Origin of the sequence: Agaricicola taiwanensis (genome assembly GCF_014635245.1) — a bacterium.
Lineage (GTDB): Bacteria > Pseudomonadota > Alphaproteobacteria > Rhizobiales > Methylopilaceae > Agaricicola > Agaricicola taiwanensis.
In genome coordinates this window covers 672156-690396 of the sequence record NZ_BMCP01000001.1, presented here as the reverse complement: position 1 = coordinate 690396, position 18241 = coordinate 672156, and the positions used below count along the sequence as shown (strand labels likewise).

18 protein-coding genes are annotated in these 18241 nt (G+C 63.0%); 6 read left to right on the top strand and 12 right to left on the bottom strand.

The genetic code is table 11. The features are described 5' to 3' along the window. Positions 1–57 precede the first annotated feature (57 nt). The 4 genes from IEV58_RS03225 (at position 58) to IEV58_RS03210 (ending at position 3707) form a co-directional block, all read left to right on the top strand. On the top strand, positions 58–1485 hold the full coding sequence (locus IEV58_RS03225) for an amidohydrolase family protein (protein WP_188408247.1): 1428 nt from the start codon (positions 58–60) through the stop codon (positions 1483–1485). Positions 1486–1489: 4 nt separating this feature from the next. Further along, complete coding sequence (locus IEV58_RS03220; protein ID WP_188408246.1) at positions 1490–1810, top strand: hypothetical protein; 321 nt, start codon at positions 1490–1492, stop codon at positions 1808–1810. After that, positions 1807–2805 (top strand): CobW family GTP-binding protein, encoded by a 999-nt coding sequence (locus IEV58_RS03215; protein WP_188408245.1) that lies wholly within the window; start codon positions 1807–1809, stop codon positions 2803–2805. The genes IEV58_RS03220 and IEV58_RS03215 overlap by 4 nt, the downstream gene beginning before the upstream one ends. A 164-nt stretch (positions 2806–2969) precedes the next feature. Then, positions 2970–3707 (top strand): GntR family transcriptional regulator, encoded by a 738-nt coding sequence (locus IEV58_RS03210; protein ID WP_188408244.1) that lies wholly within the window; start codon positions 2970–2972, stop codon positions 3705–3707. 49 nt (positions 3708–3756) lie between these two features. Here IEV58_RS03210 and IEV58_RS03205 read toward each other — a convergent pair whose 3' ends face one another. From IEV58_RS03205 to IEV58_RS03170, 8 genes are all read right to left on the bottom strand, one after another. Further along, positions 3757–4911 carry a M20 aminoacylase family protein gene (locus tag IEV58_RS03205; protein WP_188408243.1) on the bottom strand — a complete coding sequence of 385 codons (1155 nt, stop codon included), beginning with the start codon at positions 4909–4911 and terminating at the stop codon, positions 3757–3759. Next, entirely contained in the window at positions 4908–5582 is a 675-nt protein-coding gene (locus IEV58_RS03200) for an RraA family protein (protein ID WP_188408242.1), read from the bottom strand. The genes IEV58_RS03205 and IEV58_RS03200 overlap by 4 nt, the downstream gene beginning before the upstream one ends. A gap of 23 nt (positions 5583–5605) precedes the next feature. After that, positions 5606–6685 (bottom strand): ABC transporter ATP-binding protein, encoded by a 1080-nt coding sequence (locus tag IEV58_RS03195; RefSeq protein ID WP_229729155.1) that lies wholly within the window; start codon positions 6683–6685, stop codon positions 5606–5608. Next, positions 6678–7496, bottom strand: a complete 819-nt coding sequence (locus IEV58_RS03190; protein WP_188408240.1) for an ABC transporter permease — start codon at positions 7494–7496, stop codon at positions 6678–6680. The genes IEV58_RS03195 and IEV58_RS03190 overlap by 8 nt, the downstream gene beginning before the upstream one ends. Before the next feature lie 10 nt (positions 7497–7506). Continuing rightward, the gene (locus IEV58_RS03185) at positions 7507–8364 is read right to left on the bottom strand and encodes an ABC transporter permease (RefSeq protein ID WP_188408239.1); all 858 of its coding nucleotides are present in this window, start codon (positions 8362–8364) and stop codon (positions 7507–7509) included. An 83-nt stretch (positions 8365–8447) separates the two neighbouring features. Further along, positions 8448–9545 carry an ABC transporter substrate-binding protein gene (locus tag IEV58_RS03180; protein ID WP_188408238.1) on the bottom strand — a complete coding sequence of 366 codons (1098 nt, stop codon included), beginning with the start codon at positions 9543–9545 and terminating at the stop codon, positions 8448–8450. Positions 9546–9666: 121 nt separating this feature from the next. Further along, positions 9667–10818: a M20 family metallopeptidase gene (locus IEV58_RS03175; protein WP_188408237.1), complete on the bottom strand. Its 1152-nt coding sequence runs from the start codon at positions 10816–10818 to the stop codon at positions 9667–9669. 2 nt (positions 10819–10820) lie between these two features. Further along, a complete protein-coding gene (locus IEV58_RS03170) occupies positions 10821–11504 on the bottom strand; it encodes an RraA family protein (RefSeq protein WP_188408236.1) in 684 nt (227 codons plus the stop codon). Between the two features lie 200 nt (positions 11505–11704). On the opposite strand from IEV58_RS03170, the gene IEV58_RS03165 reads away from it, so the two are divergent. Continuing rightward, the gene (locus tag IEV58_RS03165) at positions 11705–12595 is read left to right on the top strand and encodes a LysR substrate-binding domain-containing protein (protein ID WP_188408235.1); all 891 of its coding nucleotides are present in this window, start codon (positions 11705–11707) and stop codon (positions 12593–12595) included. 14 nt (positions 12596–12609) lie between these two features. Here IEV58_RS03165 and IEV58_RS03160 read toward each other — a convergent pair whose 3' ends face one another. Then, entirely contained in the window at positions 12610–13389 is a 780-nt protein-coding gene (locus tag IEV58_RS03160; protein ID WP_188408234.1) for a ZIP family metal transporter, read from the bottom strand. Between the two features lie 470 nt (positions 13390–13859). Here IEV58_RS03160 and IEV58_RS03155 point away from each other — a divergent pair, with 470 nt between their 5' ends. Then, the gene (locus IEV58_RS03155) at positions 13860–14615 is read left to right on the top strand and encodes a response regulator transcription factor (RefSeq protein ID WP_188408233.1); all 756 of its coding nucleotides are present in this window, start codon (positions 13860–13862) and stop codon (positions 14613–14615) included. Here the strand turns inward: IEV58_RS03155 and IEV58_RS03150 are convergent. From IEV58_RS03150 to IEV58_RS03140, 3 genes are read right to left on the bottom strand one after another with little or no spacing between them, the layout of a single operon-like run. After that, the gene (locus tag IEV58_RS03150) at positions 14612–15214 is read right to left on the bottom strand and encodes a hypothetical protein (protein WP_188408232.1); all 603 of its coding nucleotides are present in this window, start codon (positions 15212–15214) and stop codon (positions 14612–14614) included. The genes IEV58_RS03155 and IEV58_RS03150 overlap by 4 nt on opposite strands. 2 nt (positions 15215–15216) lie before the next feature. Further along, complete coding sequence (locus IEV58_RS03145; protein WP_188408231.1) at positions 15217–16524, bottom strand: HlyD family type I secretion periplasmic adaptor subunit; 1308 nt, start codon at positions 16522–16524, stop codon at positions 15217–15219. Beyond that, complete coding sequence (locus IEV58_RS03140; protein ID WP_188408230.1) at positions 16517–18238, bottom strand: type I secretion system permease/ATPase; 1722 nt, start codon at positions 18236–18238, stop codon at positions 16517–16519. The genes IEV58_RS03145 and IEV58_RS03140 overlap by 8 nt, the downstream gene beginning before the upstream one ends. Positions 18239–18241 lie beyond the last annotated feature (3 nt).

Below are 18241 nucleotides of genomic sequence, written 5' to 3'. Positions count from 1 at the left end.
TCGCCCGCACCACTCAGTGTGGTCTGCGTTTATTTTCCTATGCGTCGGAGGCCTCCGATGATCGATCTCATCATTCGTTCTGACAGGGTGGTCACGCCGCATGGCGTCGGCGACTACGACATCGCCATTTCCGGCGAGAAAATCGCCGCCGTTGCCAAAGCCGGCACTTTCGCTCCTGAAAACGGCGCACGGCTGATCGACGCAACCGGGAAGATCGTGATCCCGGGAGGGATCGATCCTCACGTCCATTGCAGCTGGCATGTGCCCAATCCTGATGGCACCGCCGGACTGTCGGACCCGCCCCCCGTGGTCAGTCGCGCCGCCCTTCACGGCGGGACCACAACGGTGATTGATTTCGCGCGCTGGACGCACGGCAACACGATCCAGGCAACCCTGGAAAAGCGTGACCAGGACTGGCTGGGTGAGTGCTACTGCGACTATTCCTATCACGTGATGGTGGAAGGCCAGCTGCCGCCGGATCTGTTCGGCCAGATCGCCGAGACCATCCAGGCCGGCTACCCGACGATCAAGATCTTCACCACCGACATTCGCCCTTCGACGCGAGGACGGATGGTCGACTTCGGCGATATCTGGGAGGTGTTCAAGGTCCTTTCGACCGAGGGCGGCATGGGGGTGATCCACGCCGAAGACAATGACATCGTCATGCACATGTATGACAAGCTGATCCGCGAGGGCCGCACCGGCTTTGAGAACATGGCCGAGGTGCACAATGTGCTTTCGGAGGATCTGTCGTTCCGCCGGATCATCCGCCTCGCCGAGCAGGTGCCGGGCACGGCGCTTTACATGATGCATGTCAGCGCCAGCACCGGCGTTGCCGCGATCCGGGCCGCCCGTGCCAAAGGCTTGCCTATCTATGGGGAAACGCTGCATCAGTACATCATGTACACCAGCGAGGACTACAAGCGCCCCAACGGCCAGATCTATCACACCTATCCTTCGCTGAAGTCGGAAGAGGATCAGGCCGCGCTCTGGGGCGGCACGCTCGACAGTTCCATCAACACCATCGCCACCGACGAACTTTGCTGCAGCCTTCAGCGGAAACTGCAGGGAAACCGCATCGATGACACGACCGGCGGCAATGCCGCAGTCGAGCCGCGGGTGTCGCTGATGTATACGCAGATGGTGGAGCGGCGCGGCTATTCCCTGGAAAAGTTCGTCGACCTCATATCCACGAACGCGGCGAAGATCCTCGGCCTTTACCCGCGCAAGGGCGCACTCGCCCCCGGAAGCGATGCCGATATCGTGGTGCTGGACCCCAGCCTGCGCCGCACGCTCCGCGCCGAGGAACTGCACGAGAGTGACTATTCACCCTGGGAGGGGCATGAGGTGGCGGTCTGGCCGTCCCTCACGGTCCTGCGCGGCAAGATCGCAGTCGAGGACGGAACGCTCCAGGCTGTCAAAGGCGGCGGAACCTATCTGCCACGCAAGCTGGACCCGCGCTTCCTCTCCGAACCTTGTCTGTGATGCGATGGAACAGGCCGAGGCCATCTCCCGTGTCCACGCTCTCCTCAGCGCCAGCCTGGTGCTCTGGGGGGCGGCACAGGTCATGGGGCCGCGTGAGGATGCAGACACCCTCACGGTGCGGGAGCCTGATGGAAGCGTGGTTCTGATCATCGGTCCTGCGCCCGCCGCTCTGAAAGACATCTTCCGATGGTCCGCCACTCCTCGAAAGGGCGCTGCACGCAACAGCAGTTCCGTCCTCGGTCTGCTTGATACTGTTCGCGACATGCTCGGGCTGGAGCCCAACAGCCTGTCTGTTCGGCTTGGGGTGACGGGGACGACCTCATGACACCGATCACGCTTCTCACGGGGTTTCTCGGCAGCGGCAAGACCACGCTTCTGTCTCGCCTCCTGAAAAGCAATGACTTCCGCGATACCGCCGTCATCATCAATGAGTTCGGTGACGTCAGCCTCGACCATGACCTGGTCGACAGCGCCGACGAAACCATCGTCACCTTGAGCAACGGCTGTCTGTGCTGTCAGGTGTCATCCGACCTTGCGTCGACGCTGTCGGAGCTCAACAGGCGCCGATCCGCAGGTGAGATCACATTCAAACGTGTCATGATCGAAACCTCGGGCCTCGCCGATCCGGTGCCTCTTCTTCATGCCTTGGGCACGGACCATGTGATCGCCATGGACTTCACGCTGGCCGGCGTGGTGACCGTTGTCGATGCCGTCGCCGGGAAAATGACACTTGAGCGCTATGGTGAGGCACGCCGGCAGGTCGCCCTGGCCGATGTGCTTCTCATGAGCAAAGTGGATCTTGAGGAGGCGCGGCGGGAGGAAACCACCGAGATCCTCGCCACCATCAATCCCGCGGCCACGGTCGCGGATGCATGTCACTGGGACGGTTCAGCCGCGAGCGCTCTGATCGCTTCGGGCGTAAAAGCCACGATGCCGCGCATGTTCGGCCGCCGCCATAGCCAGCGCTTTTCGACCGTAACGCTTCTGCGCGAGCGTCCCCTGCCCGCGCTTGCGGTACCTCTTCTGCTGGAGGGCCTCGCGGCCCACCTGGGTGACCGGCTTCTGCGTCTCAAGGGTCTCATCGCGCTGGAGGAGATAGCGGACAGACCGATGGTCGTGCATGCCGTGCAGCACATGGTGCACAAGCCCGAGTGGCTTGATGCGTGGCCGTCGCCCGACCGCCGCAGCCGGATCGTGCTGATCGGCCATGACATTCTGCCTGACTGGCCGGGCCTTCTGCTCGATGCCATCGAGGATGAAGTCCGCGATGCAGCGGCCGCCTCGATCGACCGTAAAGCCGCGTACCCGAAAGCTGGATGAAAGGTCATTCATGGCGAGTGCAAGGTGTAGATAATCCGTCGGAAAATCCTTCGAACCTATGGCAATTGAGCGGGTTAATGGATATTTCGGCAGGGCTGGACACAGGTGGCAGGCGGCCGCGCATCTCGCGCAGCCGCTCGAACCACCGCTACCGAGGAGCGATTGTGAGACCATCACAAGCAGGCGTCAGGAATGGCAGACGGCCGGCCCGTGATGATGCCGCTCTCAATCTCCGCGCGGCTCCGGTGGCCCCGCTGCAACGCGATGTCCGCGAGAACCTCTCCACTCACGTCGAACGCCACATCCGATCGTCCCTGCTCGCGGGCCGCTTCACGCCCGGCGACCGCATCTCACTGATCTCACTTGCGGAAACCCTGGGCACCAGCGTCACTCCGGTGCGCGAGGCCCTGTCGCGGCTGGCGGCGGAGCGCGCTTTCGAGCTCATTCCCGGGCAGATCGCGCGGGTGCCACGGTTCGACGCCCAGCGCTACGCGGAACTGCGTGACATCAGGGTCGCGGTCGAGGGGCTTGCAGCCGAACGCGCGGCCGAGCGCATCACGAAGCGGGAGCTCGCCAAGCTCAAGCGTGTCCTGAACCAGTTCAACGCGGCGTCGCAAGCCGGTGAGGTCGAGCGCATGCTTCTCGACAGCCGCGACTTTCGCTTCATGGTCTATGAAGCCTCGGGGATGCCGGCTCTGGTCCGGATCATCGAAGGCCTCTGGCTCCAGAGCGCGCCATCATTCCGGCTGATGTACGGACCCAATGATCGGGACGAATTGCTCGAGAATGCCTATGGGTGGCTGCTGCAGGCCCTCACCGATCACGATCCCGCCGAAGCCAAAAGGGCTGTCGAGAGAGCAGTCACCATGGGTGCGAGCCGCCTGATCTCGATCGTGGGCTGATTGGCTGAGGCGCCAGGCTGCGCGCGGTCAAGCACCGGCAAAATCTGCTTCAGCTCAACCTGCGCTCGACGTGACGGGCGAAGAGGGCCGCCCCGATAGGCAGGATATCGTCATCGAATTCATAGGCCGGATTGTGCAAGGCCGCGCTGTTCTTCTGACCGAGGAAGAAATAGGCGCCCGGCACGCAGCGTAGCATGTCGGCGAAATCCTCACTCCCCATGAAGGGAGCGGCTGTATCGACGACCTTGTCGGGGCCGAGAACTTCCCGCGCCGTCTCCGCAATGGCCGCAACGGCGTCCGGCTGATTATCCAGCACGGTGAAGGCATCGCGGATATCGATATCAGCCACTGCTCCGAAGGTCGTCGCGATACCGGAGGTGATCTCCCCGAGCCTTGCCCGCAGCAGGTCCCGCGTTGGATCGTCCAGGGCGCGTAACGTACCGGTCAGATGAACCTCATCGGGAATGACGTTATAGGCCGCACCGCTGTGCAGCTGAGTGATGGAGGCGACGGCCGGCAGCAAAGGATCGACATTGCGGCTGACGATGGTCTGGATGGCCTGCGCCAGGGTCGTCGCCACGATGATCGGATCTACCGTCGTCGATGGCAGTGCCGCGTGTCCTCCGCGGCCGATCAGTCTGATGTCGAAGAAATCAGCGCCCGCCATGGTGGCGCCCGGGCGCAGCCATACCGTCCCCTCCGGATAATGCGGGGCATTGTGCAGGGCATAGATTTCGTCGCAAGGGAAGCGGTCGAACAGCCCGTCGGCGATCATCGCACGGGCTCCACCCAGCCCCTCCTCCGCCGGCTGGAAAATGAAGACCGCCGTGCCGTTGAAGCGGCGTGTTTCAGCCAGATAACGCGCCGCGCCCAGGAGCATGGTGGTGTGGCCGTCATGCCCGCAGCCGTGGAACACATTAGGGTGCTTCGACCGATAGGGAAGATCGGTCGCCTCCGTCATGGGAAGGGCGTCCATGTCGGCGCGCAATCCGATGCGCCGCCCCGAACCCGATCCGCCCCTGAGCACGCCGACAACGCCGGTGCGACCGATGTTCCGGTGCACGTCGAGCCCCCAGGCCTCGAGCCTTTCGGCGACGATCCCGGCGGTGCGATGTTCCTCAAAGCCGATTTCCGGATGGGCATGGAAGTCGTGGCGCAGGGCCATCAGCTCCCCGGTGAAGCCCTCGATGTGTTCCCGGATCATCCCGCGGCCTTCTCCATCACTTCCCGGATGCGTTGATTGGTGCCGTTGATATCGGCGATCTTTTCGCCAGCGGCGACACGCGCGAGCGTCTTCTTCTCCGCAAGCTGCATGGCGATGGCCCGGTTCGCCGCAGGCTCGATCTCCGATGCCGGCAGCACCAGAACGCCATTCTCATCGGCCAGCACGGCGTCGCCGGGATGGACCGTGACCCCGCCGCAGGAGATGGGCACGCAGAACTCTCCGTGGGTGTATTGCCGTTTTCCCGTCACGGCCGAAAGCCCGCGCGCCCAGACCGGCAGGCCATACTCCCTCAGTTCGGCGATATCGGTCGCCGGACCATCGATGATGATGCCCACGGCCCCTGCCTCGCGCGCGGCGAAGGCGACACCGCCGCCGCAGGCGGCATGCCGCCGGTCCCCCATGCGGTCCATGACGAGCACATCGCCGGGGCGGATGTGGCTGAGGGCGTAATGAACGATGGTGCTGTCCATCCCGGCGAAGCGGATCGTCACGGCGGTGCCGGCGATGCGGCGGTCTGGCAGAAGCGCGCGCACATCCGGGTCCATGAAGCCCTCATGGCGGAAATGACCGATGGTGGCAGGCTCCGCCTTCACGAGAAGGGCGAGGAGGTCGGGATCGACCTGGGCGGGAAGGTCTTTCAACGTGAACATCAGCGGGTTTCCTTACGGTCGTGTCAGGCGGGCAGGACGTGGCAACAGGAGGCATCGGCACTCATCCAGACCTCGTCGCCCGCGGCGACGGGCACAGGCGCGCCATTGTTCGGCAGTTCGACGCAGCCAAAGCGGCCGTCCTGATACTGGACGTGGACTTCACGAGCGGCGCCCAGGAACAGGACGTCGGAGACGCGACCCTTGAGCGCCATGACAGCCTCGCCTGCAGCGGGCATGTCCTTGGATATGCGGGTTCGCTCCGGCCGCACGGCAACATGCACGGTGGTGCCCGCCGCGAGCTCCTGGGCATCGTGGCCTGAAATCACATTGCCTCCCACCAGTTCGATGCGCCCGGCGTCGTCCATCACTCGACCCTGGTAGAAGTTCATCCGGCCGATGAACTGCGCCACGAAACGGCTGGCCGGGTGCTCATAGATGTCGGTGGGCGGGCCGACCTGCTCGATCCTGCCGGCGTTCATCACGGCGATGCGGTCCGACATGACGAGGGCCTCACCCTGATCATGGGTGACGAAGACCGTGGTGATGCCGAGCTTGCGCTGGATGCGGGCGATTTCGACGCGCATGTCCTCGCGCAGCTTCAGATCAAGGTTCGACAGCGGCTCATCAAGCAACAGGATCGTCGGGCGGATCACCAGCGCACGCGCAAGCGCCACCCGCTGGCGCTGGCCGCCGGACATTTCCAGGGGCTTGCGCTCGCCCAGGCCCGTTAGCTTCACGAGACTCAGCGCCTCCTCGACCCGGGTCTTGATCTCGGCCTTGGGAAGGCGCCGCATCCTGAGGCCGAAGGCGACATTCTGCTCCACCGTCATATGGGGAAACAGGGCATAGTCCTGGAACACCACACCGATGTCACGCTTGAAGGGCGGCAAGGCGGCCACGGGCTTGCCGGCCAGCATGATCTCGCCGGCGGTGGGTGGGAAAAAGCCCGCGATAAGGCCGAGCGTGGTGGTCTTGCCGCAGCCGCTGGGGCCCAGCAGCGTCAGGAACTCGCCGGTGTGCACCTGAAGGTCGATGCCATCGACTGCGCGGGCCGCACCATAGGTTTTTTCAAGGCCTTGCAGTTCGAGCGCGAATTCAGCCATTGCCGCGTCCCCCATAGATAAAGTTGCCAAGACCGGTCAGCCGCTCGACGATCAGGACGAGGATCAGCGGAAGAACCAGGGTGATGACCGAGACCGCAGCCAAGGTCGGCGCAAAGCCGTATTCGAGAAAGCCCATGATCTTCACGGTGATGGGCTGCTCTCCCGGACGCACCAGGAACAGTGAAAGATTGATGTCGGTGAAGGAGTGGATGAAGGCGAAGACACCGCCGGCCACGATGCCGTTCTTGATGTATGGCAGCGTGATCTCCATGAGGGTGCGCAGCTTCGATGCCCCGAGGCTTGCCGCCGCCAGCTCCAGGTTTGGCGGCAGCGTGGTCAAGCTGATGGCGATGGTGCGCACCGCAAATGGCAGGCAGATTGCGACATGGCCGGCGACGAGCGCGGGAAAGCCGATCCAGGCACGCCACCCCATGAAATCAAAGAACTGCAGCAAGGCGACACCGGTGACGAGAGCCGGCAACAGAAGTGGTCCGAGCGTCAGCGCCATGAGCGCCTGGCGGCCGGGGAAGGTGTAGCGCACCAAGGCGAAGGTCAGAGGCAGCGCCATCAACGGGCTGAGGACGGCCGAGACGGCCGACAGCTTGAGGCTGAATATCAGGGGGTCGACCCATTCCGGCGAAAAGGCCTCGCCCCACCAGCGCAGGGACAGGCCCTGCGGCGGAAACAGCGAGCGATTGGTCGCGTTCAGCGACACCACGGCGGTGATCAGGATTGGCGTCAGCATGAAGGCATAGACGGCGCCGACCGCGATCTTCAGGGCACTCCAGGGCGAGACACGCAGAAAGGACATGGCGGTCTCCTCACAAGCTCGCCGTCCGCGCACCGGCGCGGGCGGCGAGATAGAACAGGAGCAAGGACGAGACGATCAACACAACCGCCATGGCGGCGCCGATAGACCAGTCGAGCAGCTGCGTCATGAAACCGTAGATGGCGGTCGCCATGACCTGGGTGGCCGGCCCGCCGAGGATTGCGGGCGTGGCATAGGCCGAGATCGCAACCGAGAACGACAGGATGAAGCCGCCGATGAGGCCCGGAAGAGCCAGCGGCAAGACCACTTCCACAAAGCAGCGGAAGCGGCTGGCGCCAAGGCTCATGGCCGCCTTTTCGAGCGACGGATTGATGCCGCCCAAGGCGCCCATCAGGGTCAGAACCGCATAGGGCAGCAGCGAATGAGCGAGCCCGATGATGATCGCGCCGGTGGACGGCATCAAGGTGAGGCGCTGCTCGATCACGCCCAACCACAGCATCACGTCGTTGGCGACGCCGAAACGGTTCAGGATCACATACCACCCGTAGGTACGCACCACGACGCTGGCGAGCAGCGGCGCGAGCGCCAAAGCGATCAGAAGTCCACGCCAGCGGGAGTTGGTCCGCACGAGAAAATAGGCCAGAGGAAAAGCCAGCACCACATCCAGTATGCCCACGCTGACGCCGACAAAGAATGTGCGCAGAAGGGCCTCAAGATAGGTCTGCTCCGTAAAGAGGAAGACGTAGTTGTCGAGCGTCAGCTCCCCGGTGAGTTGTTGCGCCTCGGTCTTCAGGAAACTGATGGACAGCAGCATCGCATTCGGCAGGCCGAAGAAAACGAACAGGAAAACGGCCGGCAAAAAGGCGATAAGCCAGGGGCGACGGTCCTGGAGGGAAACGGCTTTTGACATGATGCCTCAAGTTGGATCGGCTCTCCCGGGTAGAGCTCCACCCAGGAGAGATTTCGGCGCAACAGGCGAGACGGCTGACGCCGTCAGGCCATGATTTCCTGCCAGCGCAGGGTCCAATCCTTGCGCCTTTCACCGATCAGCGCGGAATCCGGGAACTTGAGCTTGTCCATCTGTGCCTGCGTGACGACCTGGCTTGCCGCGAATTCCGCAGGCCAGTCTTCGATGTCGCCGCGGCCGGGGCTGCTGTGATAGGCCAGCGAGAAAGCACGCTGGGTTTCTTTTTCCAGCCGGAAGTTCAGGAACTCGTAGGCCAGCTTCTTGTTGGTGGCGCCGACGGGGATCGCAGCGACGTCGCAGAGGGCGTTGACGCCCTCGGTGGGGATGACCATGCCGAAGGGCATGCCACGCTCGATGTAGTAGCCGCTGCGCGGGCTCCAGTAGGGTGCGAGCCACACCTCGCCATTCTCAAAATAGGGCACCGCTTCCGATGAGCCGGTCACGACGGTGCCGACATATTCCTTCTGCTTTTTGAGATACTCCCAGGCGGGTTCCATATTGTCTGCGCCGCCACCGCCGAGCTCTGCCGCCTGGAGCAGGGCATAAACGGCCAAAAGATTGTTGGGATGGAAGGCGATCAGATGCCCCTTCAGATCGGGGTTGCCGCTCTTTGCCGGGTCCCAGTAGTCCGCCCAGGAGGTCGGTGCCTTGACCTTCTCCTTGTTGTAGATCAGCGCGCAGTACATGTAGGTGTGGGGCACACCAAAGCCTGGGATGACCTTTTGCCCTTGTGGCCAGATGTATTTGAGGTTGGGCACCTCGCGCTCGGTGACCGGCTCCAGCATCTTTTCCTTGGCGCCGAGAATGACCTCGGGCGGGGTCAGGTTGTGCGCCACGTCGAAGCCGGGTGCGCCGCGCGCGGCGCGTATTTTCGCATAGTCCTGCGACGCGCTTCCGGTGGGGTCATGGATGACCTGCACGCCGAACTTCTTCTCGAAAGGCTTGATCACCGTCTCTTCGATGATCGGCTGGAATTCGCCGCCCTGGCTGTTGACAACGAGCGTGTCGGCCGACCGCGCGGAAATGATGAAGGGCTTCGACAGCGTCACCGCGCCGACAGTGGCCGCGCCGGCAAGGAAGTTGCGGCGGCTGAGACTTAAACCTGAGTTGATTGGCTTTGTCATCGTAGGGTCCCTCTGGATTGGCTTCGATCAGGCTGCGGCTTTTGTGGTCTTCTTTGCTTCGCAGCACGGTCGTTCTGGATGAACATTGATAACCGAACAGGTCGTCTTGTCCTTTCTGTTCTCAAGCAGGCTCGAGCTGCTGGATCGTCAGAGCCAGCGCTTGCGCGCGCGGCACCAGTGTGTCGACCAGCAGGAATTCGTCAGGGCTGTGAACCTTGGCGCCGCACGGACCGGTCGAACATACGGTCGGCGTGCCGAGGGCCGAGGTAAAGCCGGAATCGGCGCAGCCGCCGGCAAATTCGCCGTCAACGGTCTGGCCGAGTTCGGCGGAGGCGGCAACATAGGCATTGAACATGGCCTCGGAGGCCGGCGTCTGGACCAGCGGCACGAATTCTCCGGCGATCGTCAGTTCGGCGGAGGCGCCGGGCACGAAGCTCCTGTTCACAATGGCCTGGATGGCGGAAAGTGCCGCTTCACGCTGAGGCGGCTCGACGTAACGCAAATCGATCTCGGCGGAGGCCTCCGCCGCGACAGTGTTGACGGACTGGCCGCCCGAGATGAGGCCCACGTTGACGGTGGTTCCGATGGACAGATCCGTCAACGCATGAAGCGCCGTGGTCTTGCGGGCCAGCTCCTCAATGGCGCTGATGCCGTCCTGGAAATTGACGCCGGAATGCGCTGCCTTGCCGCGAACCGTGAGCTTCATGAAGACGCCGCCCTTGCGGCCGGTGACGACGTTGTTGTTGAGCCGTCCGGGCTCGGCATTGAAAACGGCGCGAACCCCGCGCGCCTCGGCCTCGATGACCGGCCGGGAGGCCGGCGAAGCGATCTCCTCGTCGGAGGTATAGAGTGCGATCATGGGTATGGGCGCTCCGGCCCGCGCAAAGGCCGCCATGACGAAGCTGTTCATGACAAGACCGGCCTTCATGTCGGCGACACCAGGCCCGTAGGCCTTGCCGCCCTCAACCCGGAAGGGGCGGCGGGCGGCTTCGCCATCAGGAAACACGGTGTCCCGATGGCCGAGAAGGAGGATGGGCGCCGTATTGCCGATAGGGCCGATCCGGGCGCGAATGCTGTCGCCGAAACGCTCCTGCGGAATGATCTCGCAAGTGATGCCGAAGCCGGAGAGGAATTCCCGGATGATCTCGCCTACCCGGTCGACACCGGCCTTGTTGTAGCTGCCGCTGTCGGTGTTCACGAGCCGGCCGAGGAGATCGACCATGGCATCGTGCTGCCCGCCCAGCCAATCCAGGACCTCGTTGCCGCCCGCCATGATCAACGCCCGGTCCAGCGCGCAAGCTTCGGGGTCAGCGAGAACACGTCCTCGATGGTCCGGCCGCTGGCGACCTCTTCCATTCGGGCAAGCTCACCTGCGAGGTGTTCGTCCGCCAGATCGGCGACGCGCTCGGCATCGGCCAGAGGCACGACGACCACGCCATCGCGGTCTCCGATGATGATGTCGCCAGGGTTCACGGATACGCCGCCGCAGGTGATGGGCACGTTGATGGCGCCGGGGCCCATCGAACCGAAGATGCGAATGCAGCTGGCGCGCGCGAAGGTGGGCGGTGCGTCGGTCACCATGCCGGCCGCATCACGCACGGCGCCATCGACGATGATGCCGACCGCGCCCTTCTGCTTGAAGAAACCGCCAAGACGCTCGCCGATGCAGCTGACGTCCTTGTAGCCGCCAGCGTTGATGACGATGACGTCTCCCGGCTGCGTCATGTCGATGGCCTTCTGCACATAGAGCGCATCGCCCGGCCGGGTCAGCACCGTCAGCGCCGAACCGAACACGCGCATGTTGTTTTCAAGGGGCTTGATCTCGAATTCCATGGCGCCGTAGCCGCCCATGGAGTCGCACACCTTCGCGGTATCGTGGATCTTGAAGCGCTCGATCAGGGATTGGGGAGCGCGCTTGAAATCGCTGATGGTCTGACCGTGAAGAGAATGCTGTTCCATTGTCTGCCTCTTGTCCGATGTCGTCATCGCCCGTTGCAGGCGGAAAGATTGTGGCTTGCGACACAGCATGAAACTTTGGCTGGGATCACGAGGCCAAGTGGAGGTAGGCTAGGAGCGATGGAACTTGGCTGTCCAATGACTAATCCGCCCAAATCTATAACCTGAAGGCATGGGATGCAGCACCAACCGGTGAGGGTTCAGTGAACTACCGTCAGCTCGAGGTTTTTCAGGCCATCATGCACACCGGCTCCGTTACGGCGGCCGCGCGGATGCTCAATCTTACGCAACCCGCCGTGACGAAGATCCTGCGCCATACGGAGGATCAGCTACGGTTTCAGCTGTTCAGCCGGGTGAAAGGCAGGCTGGTGCCAACGCAGGATGCCCAAGCGCTGTTTCCCGATGTCGAACGGGTCTTTGACGAGATGCGCGAGGTCCGGCAGTCGATCGAGGACATCCGCAGCGCCCGATCCGGCCGGCTCAGCATCGTTTCAATTCCGACGCTGGGGGAGGCAATTCTTCCCCAGGCGATCTCGACCTTCATGGCCGAGCGCCCCGACGTCACCCTTGATTTTGATGTGCGCCCGCGCCGCGCCGTCGTACAGAGCATCGCCACGCAGCGAGCCGATCTGGGCTTTGCCTTTCTGGCGCTGGAGCATGCCGCCGTCGCTTCCACGGAACTGTGCCGCGGCGGCGTCACATGCATTATGCGGCGCGACCACCCCCTGGTGCGGCTCGACGTCATCACGCCGGCCAATCTCGTCGGGCACCGTCTGGTGTTCTATTCGAAAGATCAGGGTCTTCGAACCCTGATCGATGCCGTGGTCGCCGATGCTCGTGTCGAGCTGGAACCATCACTTGAAGTGGGCTGGATCTCAACCGCCTGGAGCCTCGTCAACAAAGGCATCGGGGTTGCTCTGGTGGATAATTTTTCGCAGCTCGACGCGATCTACCCCGACATCATCATGAAGCCGTTCCTTCCCCACATCCCTCTGCGCGCGGAATTGCTGACCACGAAGAACATTCCGCTGTCCCGCCTGGCCCGGGATTTCCTGAAGACGGTATCGCAATGCATCCGGGCGCCTGCAGTTTAAGGCGTAGGCTGCCGTCACATCAGGTTTGACAGCACCATGACCGTGAGAAAGCCCGCCCCGATGGCAAGCGCCGCCGACTGCTGAAACTGATGCGCCTCCGCCTCCGGCACGAGATCGGTGATGGTCAGATAGAACATGCCTCCCGCGCCTATGGCGAACAGGGTGCCCTGCAACGTCTCCGGGATGTTCCGCATGAGGAACCAGCCGATCATGGCGGATGCAAAGAGCGAGACGCCGATCAGTGAGGTCCACATGAAGGTTCGCCGTTTGGCCCCGGGGCCGCCCTCGCTGATCACCAGCTCTCCGATGCTCATTGCCTCACTGAGGTTGTCGATGAAGATGGCGAGACCCACGATGAAAGCGGTACTGGGCTCCAGAGCGGCGCCGACGCCGATGGTGAGCCCTTCAATCAGTTCCTCCACACTGGTGCCGCCCGCCAGAACCGACGTATCACTGCCCCGCGGCTTACGGCGCCTGTGGGCTCGTCCGACGCGGTCCCTCTGATCGGCTTCGGGCCCGGCGAGTTGCCACCGGTTCACATACAGATCCAGCAGATAGACAAGGCCGAGCCCAAGAATGAACCCACCGGCTGCCAATGGCATCGATGCCAGTTCCAGCGCCCTGGGCATCATCTCAAAGGCGAAAGTACCGAGCAGCACGCCGCCGGCGAGCCCAACCGTGATCGACAGCAGCAGGCTTGTCGGCCGCAACCAGATGGCGAGCATGCCGCCGGCGGGTGAGGCCAGCGCTGCCGCGAGCGCAATGCCAAGGACCATCAAGAACGATGAATGCAATGGTGCGGATCCGATAGGCTTAAGATCAAGCTGACCAACGTGTCGCGGCGGGGAATAGTTCACGAGCCTGATAAATACGGGCGCCCGCGGCCTCAGTTTCGCCGGTGCGGCCCCGTAATGGTGCAGCCGATGTTGTGTTCTCTCTAGCTCAGCGACAGAAGTTCCAGATGATCTGGAACATATAATAGTTGAATTGGATTATAGGGTCTCATTGTAGCTGATCCCGACATCATCCACGTTGCCTCTTTACGGAAGATGCGCGACTCAGGAAGAAGTAGAGATCTCGATAACATTGCTGAATGGTGTAATGTTTATGATCTCCCGGTAGGTGCTGTGACAGGCGGTGGAGCCTGCAGCACCCGCTTTCTCGCCGGGATACGAGGTGACGCTGGCTTCAAACCAGGACGAGCGACATCAAAATCCGAAACGCTGGAAAAGCGCAGAAACCCCACGCCAATCAGGAGGCAGACATGCTGCAATGGCGTTTTGAGGAACAGGAGGCGCAACCCCTTCCCCTTGACAGGGCCTTGGCCAGCTACCCGGCAGGAGGGTTGAAGGCAACCGCTCTTGCATCCGTGGAGGTGGCTGTCATCAGCCGTGGACTGCTTGGCCATGGCATCTGCCGGCTTCTGGCACCGCTGGTCAGGCAGATCCAGGCTTTCGACCATCTCGACGCGCTTCTGATCGCGCGCGACGATAATGATCGCGGCCTGATCGTCTTCATCGAACCGTCGGCAAAGACGCTGGCCATCAGCGAGCTCAATATGCTCGCTGCACATTGTTCGACGTGGCGAGCGATCCTGATGGTCCCGCAAGCGGCCCATTCCGAGATGGGAGAAGCCATCGCCGCAGGTGCCCTGGGCTGCATCACCCACGACACGCCGCCGCATATGATCGAGAGCATCATCAAGATGGTCCTGGCAGGACATGTCGTCTGGCCGGCGGAAGCCTGCCCGCGTCCGGGCCCCGATGCTTCGGTCACCGACCGGAGACCAGAGCGAGCCGCGGCATCGTCGATCGGGATCGATGAAAAGATCGCCCTTCTTTCCAAGCGCGAGCGGGATGTTCTGAAGGCGGTAGGAAGAGGCCTCGGCAACAAGCGCATTGCCGGCGAGCTGAGCATCTCCGATACGACAGTTCGTCTGCACATGCGCTCGATCATGCGCAAATTAGGTGCGGAGAACCGGACGCAGGTCGCGCTGTCGGTCGCCCGCGGCCTCATCTAGCGTCCTAGGCGCCCAAGGGCGTTGCGTGCGAGTTCGGCGATATGAGTGATCCCGTCCCGCAGGGCGGGAATGACTTGCCCTGTCTCAGCTTCCGCCCAGAAGCCGAGCATGAGAACGGCGCTGAGGCCAATGAAGCCGATGAGCCATCGCCTGACCCGCTGATGCGCCTCCTGGGCCTGCCGGGCGGTAGTCAGTTTCTGATTGATGGCTTCGTCGATTTTCGCCGCGAAGGTGATCGTCACGAAGGCTTCCAACTGCTCCACGCTTTCCTTGACGACAGCCATGTCCCTGCGTAGCGCGGCGGCGATGTCCGGATCATGCTCCGCCCGCAGCTCTCGAAGGTTTACTGAGAGGGAGGCGAGCTGGGAAAGGATCTCCTCCGATGCGGCATAAATGGCGTTACCTCCGGCGACGGGCGTTCCCCTGATGCGCAGCCGTCCGTCCGTAGCGTGCAACGGGACAACCGCCGGCGTGGCCTCTTCGGACGTGCCTACCGCCGCAACGAAGGGCTGCATCTGCGGCAGGCGTACCGGCGCGGCGCCGCCCTTCGTTGCGGCGGGCACCTCCAGAGCCGCAGGGACCTCTTCCTCGGTGTTCATAGTCAGTTCTCCCGCATGGCGTGAGCAATCTGATCCTGCAACGGTTTGGCGAGATAGGATAGAACCGTGCGCATATTGGTCTCGACAAAGACTTCGACCGGCATGCCCGGGCGCAGTTCTTGTCTCTCCAGCTTGGCGAGTTCGCCTTCCGCCAGTGCCAGGCGCGCCGTGTAGTAGGACATGCCCGTCTTTGGATCCATGGTCAGATCCGGCGAAACACTCAGCACCGACGTTGTCAGTTGTGGCGTGATGCGCTGATCGAGGCCGGTCATCCGCACCCGCGCGATCTGGCCGCGATGCACGGAATCGATATCCGTGGGGTTGAGTTTGGCCTCGATCAGGAGGTCATCGTCATCGGGTATGATCTGCAGCAGGGTTTCGCCCGGCGTGATGACACGCCCCACGGTGTGGACGGCCAGTTGATGCACATAACCGGCCATGGGGGACCTTATGTCGATCCGCTCCAGGCGATCGAGGGCAGCCACCTTCTCCTGGCGCAGACGGGCGATCTCGACGCGTTTCTGATCAAGTTCCGTGAGGACCTGTTCCAGGAACTCTTCGTCGATCTGGGCTTTCTGGATCTTCCGCTCGCTGATCGCCTGTTTGGCCTCCACGACCTCCGCTTTCAGCGAGGCGAGCTTTCCCATCAGAGAGGCGCGCTCGCGTTTCACCGCGATCAGTTGCGAGTCCACCAGGAGTCCGCGCTTGTTCAGGTAGGAGACATCGACAAGCTGCTCATCCAGGAGGCTTATGTTCTCGTTGACGGCCTCCTGCTCGGCCGTAAGGGCGGCGATCTTCTCCTCAAACTGGCGCGCCTGCTCATCAACCTGCGCCTTGCGGCCGATGAGGGTGGCGCGACGCGCATTCATCAGTTCGATCTGACCGCGCCTCAGGAGGGAAACGTCGGCCTCCTCCCCTGCCAGCTCCTCGGGAAAGGAGATGGCGTCCAGCCTTCCCTGTTCGGTGAGAAGGCGGGCCTCCTGAGCAAGGAGCTGCTTCAGCTGGCTCTCCACGATCCCAAGGTTGGCCCGTACCGCGGTTCCATCGAGCTGGAACAGCGTTTTGCCCGCTTCGACCCGTTCGCCCTCACGCACGGAGATGGTGCCGATGATCCCGCCCTCGGCATGCTGGACCTCCTTCGCCCTCCCCGCGACGATGATGGTGCCAGATCCGATCACGGCACCGGAAATCTCGGCATAGGCGGCCACGCCGCCAAACCCACCGGCCAGAGCGGTGACAACGGCCAGCGCCCCGAAAAGCTGCATCCGGAGCGAGCGGCTGATGCTGGTTTCGATCTGCTCGCTATGCATGCGCCGTCCTCCTTGGACCGCCCTCGACCAGCACGGGCGCGATGCTGGTCAAGACCTTGTCGCGCGGGCCGAAATCGACCTGCTGCCCGTCCCGGATCACCAGCATCTTGTTGACGGCGGAAAGCGCGCTGGAGCGATGGGCGACCATGACAACGATCGACCCCTGTTTACGGACCTCAAGAACAGCTTCCGAGAGCGCCCGCTCCCCCTCCGCGTCCAGGTTGGAGTTGGGCTCGTCCAGGACGATAAGGAAGGGCTTTCCGAAGAGGGCACGAGCGAGGCCGATACGCTGGCGCTGGCCGGCAGAAAGCCGCGCGCCGGCCTCTCCGATCATGCAGTTGTAGCCGTCGGGCAAGCTGGTGATGAGCCCATGGACGCCGGCGAGCTTGGCGGCACGGATGATCTCGACGACGGGCGGATCCGGTGCAAAACGCGCGATGTTTTCGGCGACCGTCCCTTCAAAGAGCTCCACGTCCTGTGGCAGATAGCCGATGAAGCGGCCGCGTTCGCTGTCGGTCCATTGATCAAGAGTGGCGCCGTCCAGCCGCACGGACCCGCGCACGGTCGGCCAAACGCCAACAAGGGCTCGCACAAAGCTGGTCTTGCCCGAGCCGGAGGGTCCGATCACACCCAGCCCATCGCCCGCTTCAAGAGAAAGATTGATGCCCTGAAGCGCGACGCCCGGCTCTCCCGGTGCGGCGGTTGCCAGTTGCGCAACGGCCAGGTTTTGCGTGGGCAAAGGCATATCCTTCATGCCCGTCGCGGGCGGGGATTTTCCGAGCAGTTCCTTCAGCCGGGCGGCCGCCTGGCGCGCGGCGACGAATGTCGGCCAGTTGGCCACCGCCTGTTCAATCGGCGACAGCGCACGCGCCATGATGATCGAGGCCGCGATCATCACTCCGGGCGATATCTCCTGCAGGATCGCAAGATATGCGCCGAGCCCCAGCATGGCCGACTGCAGCAGCAGGCGCAGTGTCTTTGTGATGGACGCGAAGAACGCACTGCGATCGGCGACGCGGCGCTGTGCGCCATAGGAGCGCTCCAGCCGCTGGCCGAAGCGATGGGCGAAGCTGTCGAACATGCCCATGGCACGCAGGACCTCGGCATTGCGCCGCGCGCTGGTCACCACGGCCAATTGCGCGGAGGTTTGTGTGACGAGGTCACGGGCGGGCTCACGGGCCGTGATCTCGTTGGTGACGACGAGGACGAAGATCACGATCCCGCCGCCGGCGGCCAGAACGCCGAGCCAGGGATGGAAGAGAAACAGCAGCGCGAAATAAAACGGCATGAACGGCAGGTCGAAGATAGCCGCTGGTCCCGACGAACCAAGGAAGCGCTTCACATGGTCGAGGTCTCGGATGGGCTCCATGGATCCCGCCTTGCGCCCCATCAGCAGCGGCAGCTGAACGCCGGCGAAAAAGGCCGGGACGGACAGTCTGGTGTGGACCCGCAGGGAGATCAGCGAGAGCGCCTGGGAGCGCAGGATGTCGAGAAGGCCCGAAAAGAGGTAGAGCGCGAGCGCGATACCTGACAGCACCACAAGGGTCGGCACGCTGTTGCTGGCGAGCACCCGATCATAGACCTGCAGCATGAACATCGGCCCCGTCAGCATCAGGATATTGAGAACGGCGCTGACGAGGAAGATGCCAAGCAAGGCACTGCGACAGGTGCGCAGCGCGGAACGAACACTGAGGTTGGCCGTAGCCTTCTGCATAAC

Coding starts and splice junctions, on each gene's coding strand:
- IEV58_RS03195 (WP_229729155.1), bottom strand. CDS start 6,685: ATGGCTGAATTCGCGCTCGAACTGCAAGGCCTTGAAAAAACCTATGGT.
- IEV58_RS03175 (WP_188408237.1), bottom strand. CDS start 10,818: ATGGCGGGCGGCAACGAGGTCCTGGATTGGCTGGGCGGGCAGCACGAT.
- IEV58_RS03150 (WP_188408232.1), bottom strand. CDS start 15,214: ATGAACACCGAGGAAGAGGTCCCTGCGGCTCTGGAGGTGCCCGCCGCA.
- IEV58_RS03180 (WP_188408238.1), bottom strand. CDS start 9,545: ATGACAAAGCCAATCAACTCAGGTTTAAGTCTCAGCCGCCGCAACTTC.
- IEV58_RS03225 (WP_188408247.1), top strand. CDS start 58: ATGATCGATCTCATCATTCGTTCTGACAGGGTGGTCACGCCGCATGGC.
- IEV58_RS03205 (WP_188408243.1), bottom strand. CDS start 4,911: ATGATCCGGGAACACATCGAGGGCTTCACCGGGGAGCTGATGGCCCTG.
- IEV58_RS03140 (WP_188408230.1), bottom strand. CDS start 18,238: ATGCAGAAGGCTACGGCCAACCTCAGTGTTCGTTCCGCGCTGCGCACC.
- IEV58_RS03185 (WP_188408239.1), bottom strand. CDS start 8,364: ATGTCAAAAGCCGTTTCCCTCCAGGACCGTCGCCCCTGGCTTATCGCC.
- IEV58_RS03200 (WP_188408242.1), bottom strand. CDS start 5,582: ATGTTCACGTTGAAAGACCTTCCCGCCCAGGTCGATCCCGACCTCCTC.
- IEV58_RS03190 (WP_188408240.1), bottom strand. CDS start 7,496: ATGTCCTTTCTGCGTGTCTCGCCCTGGAGTGCCCTGAAGATCGCGGTC.
- IEV58_RS03215 (WP_188408245.1), top strand. CDS start 1,807: ATGACACCGATCACGCTTCTCACGGGGTTTCTCGGCAGCGGCAAGACC.
- IEV58_RS03170 (WP_188408236.1), bottom strand. CDS start 11,504: ATGGAACAGCATTCTCTTCACGGTCAGACCATCAGCGATTTCAAGCGC.
- IEV58_RS03155 (WP_188408233.1), top strand. CDS start 13,860: ATGCTGCAATGGCGTTTTGAGGAACAGGAGGCGCAACCCCTTCCCCTT.
- IEV58_RS03220 (WP_188408246.1), top strand. CDS start 1,490: ATGGAACAGGCCGAGGCCATCTCCCGTGTCCACGCTCTCCTCAGCGCC.
- IEV58_RS03145 (WP_188408231.1), bottom strand. CDS start 16,524: ATGCATAGCGAGCAGATCGAAACCAGCATCAGCCGCTCGCTCCGGATG.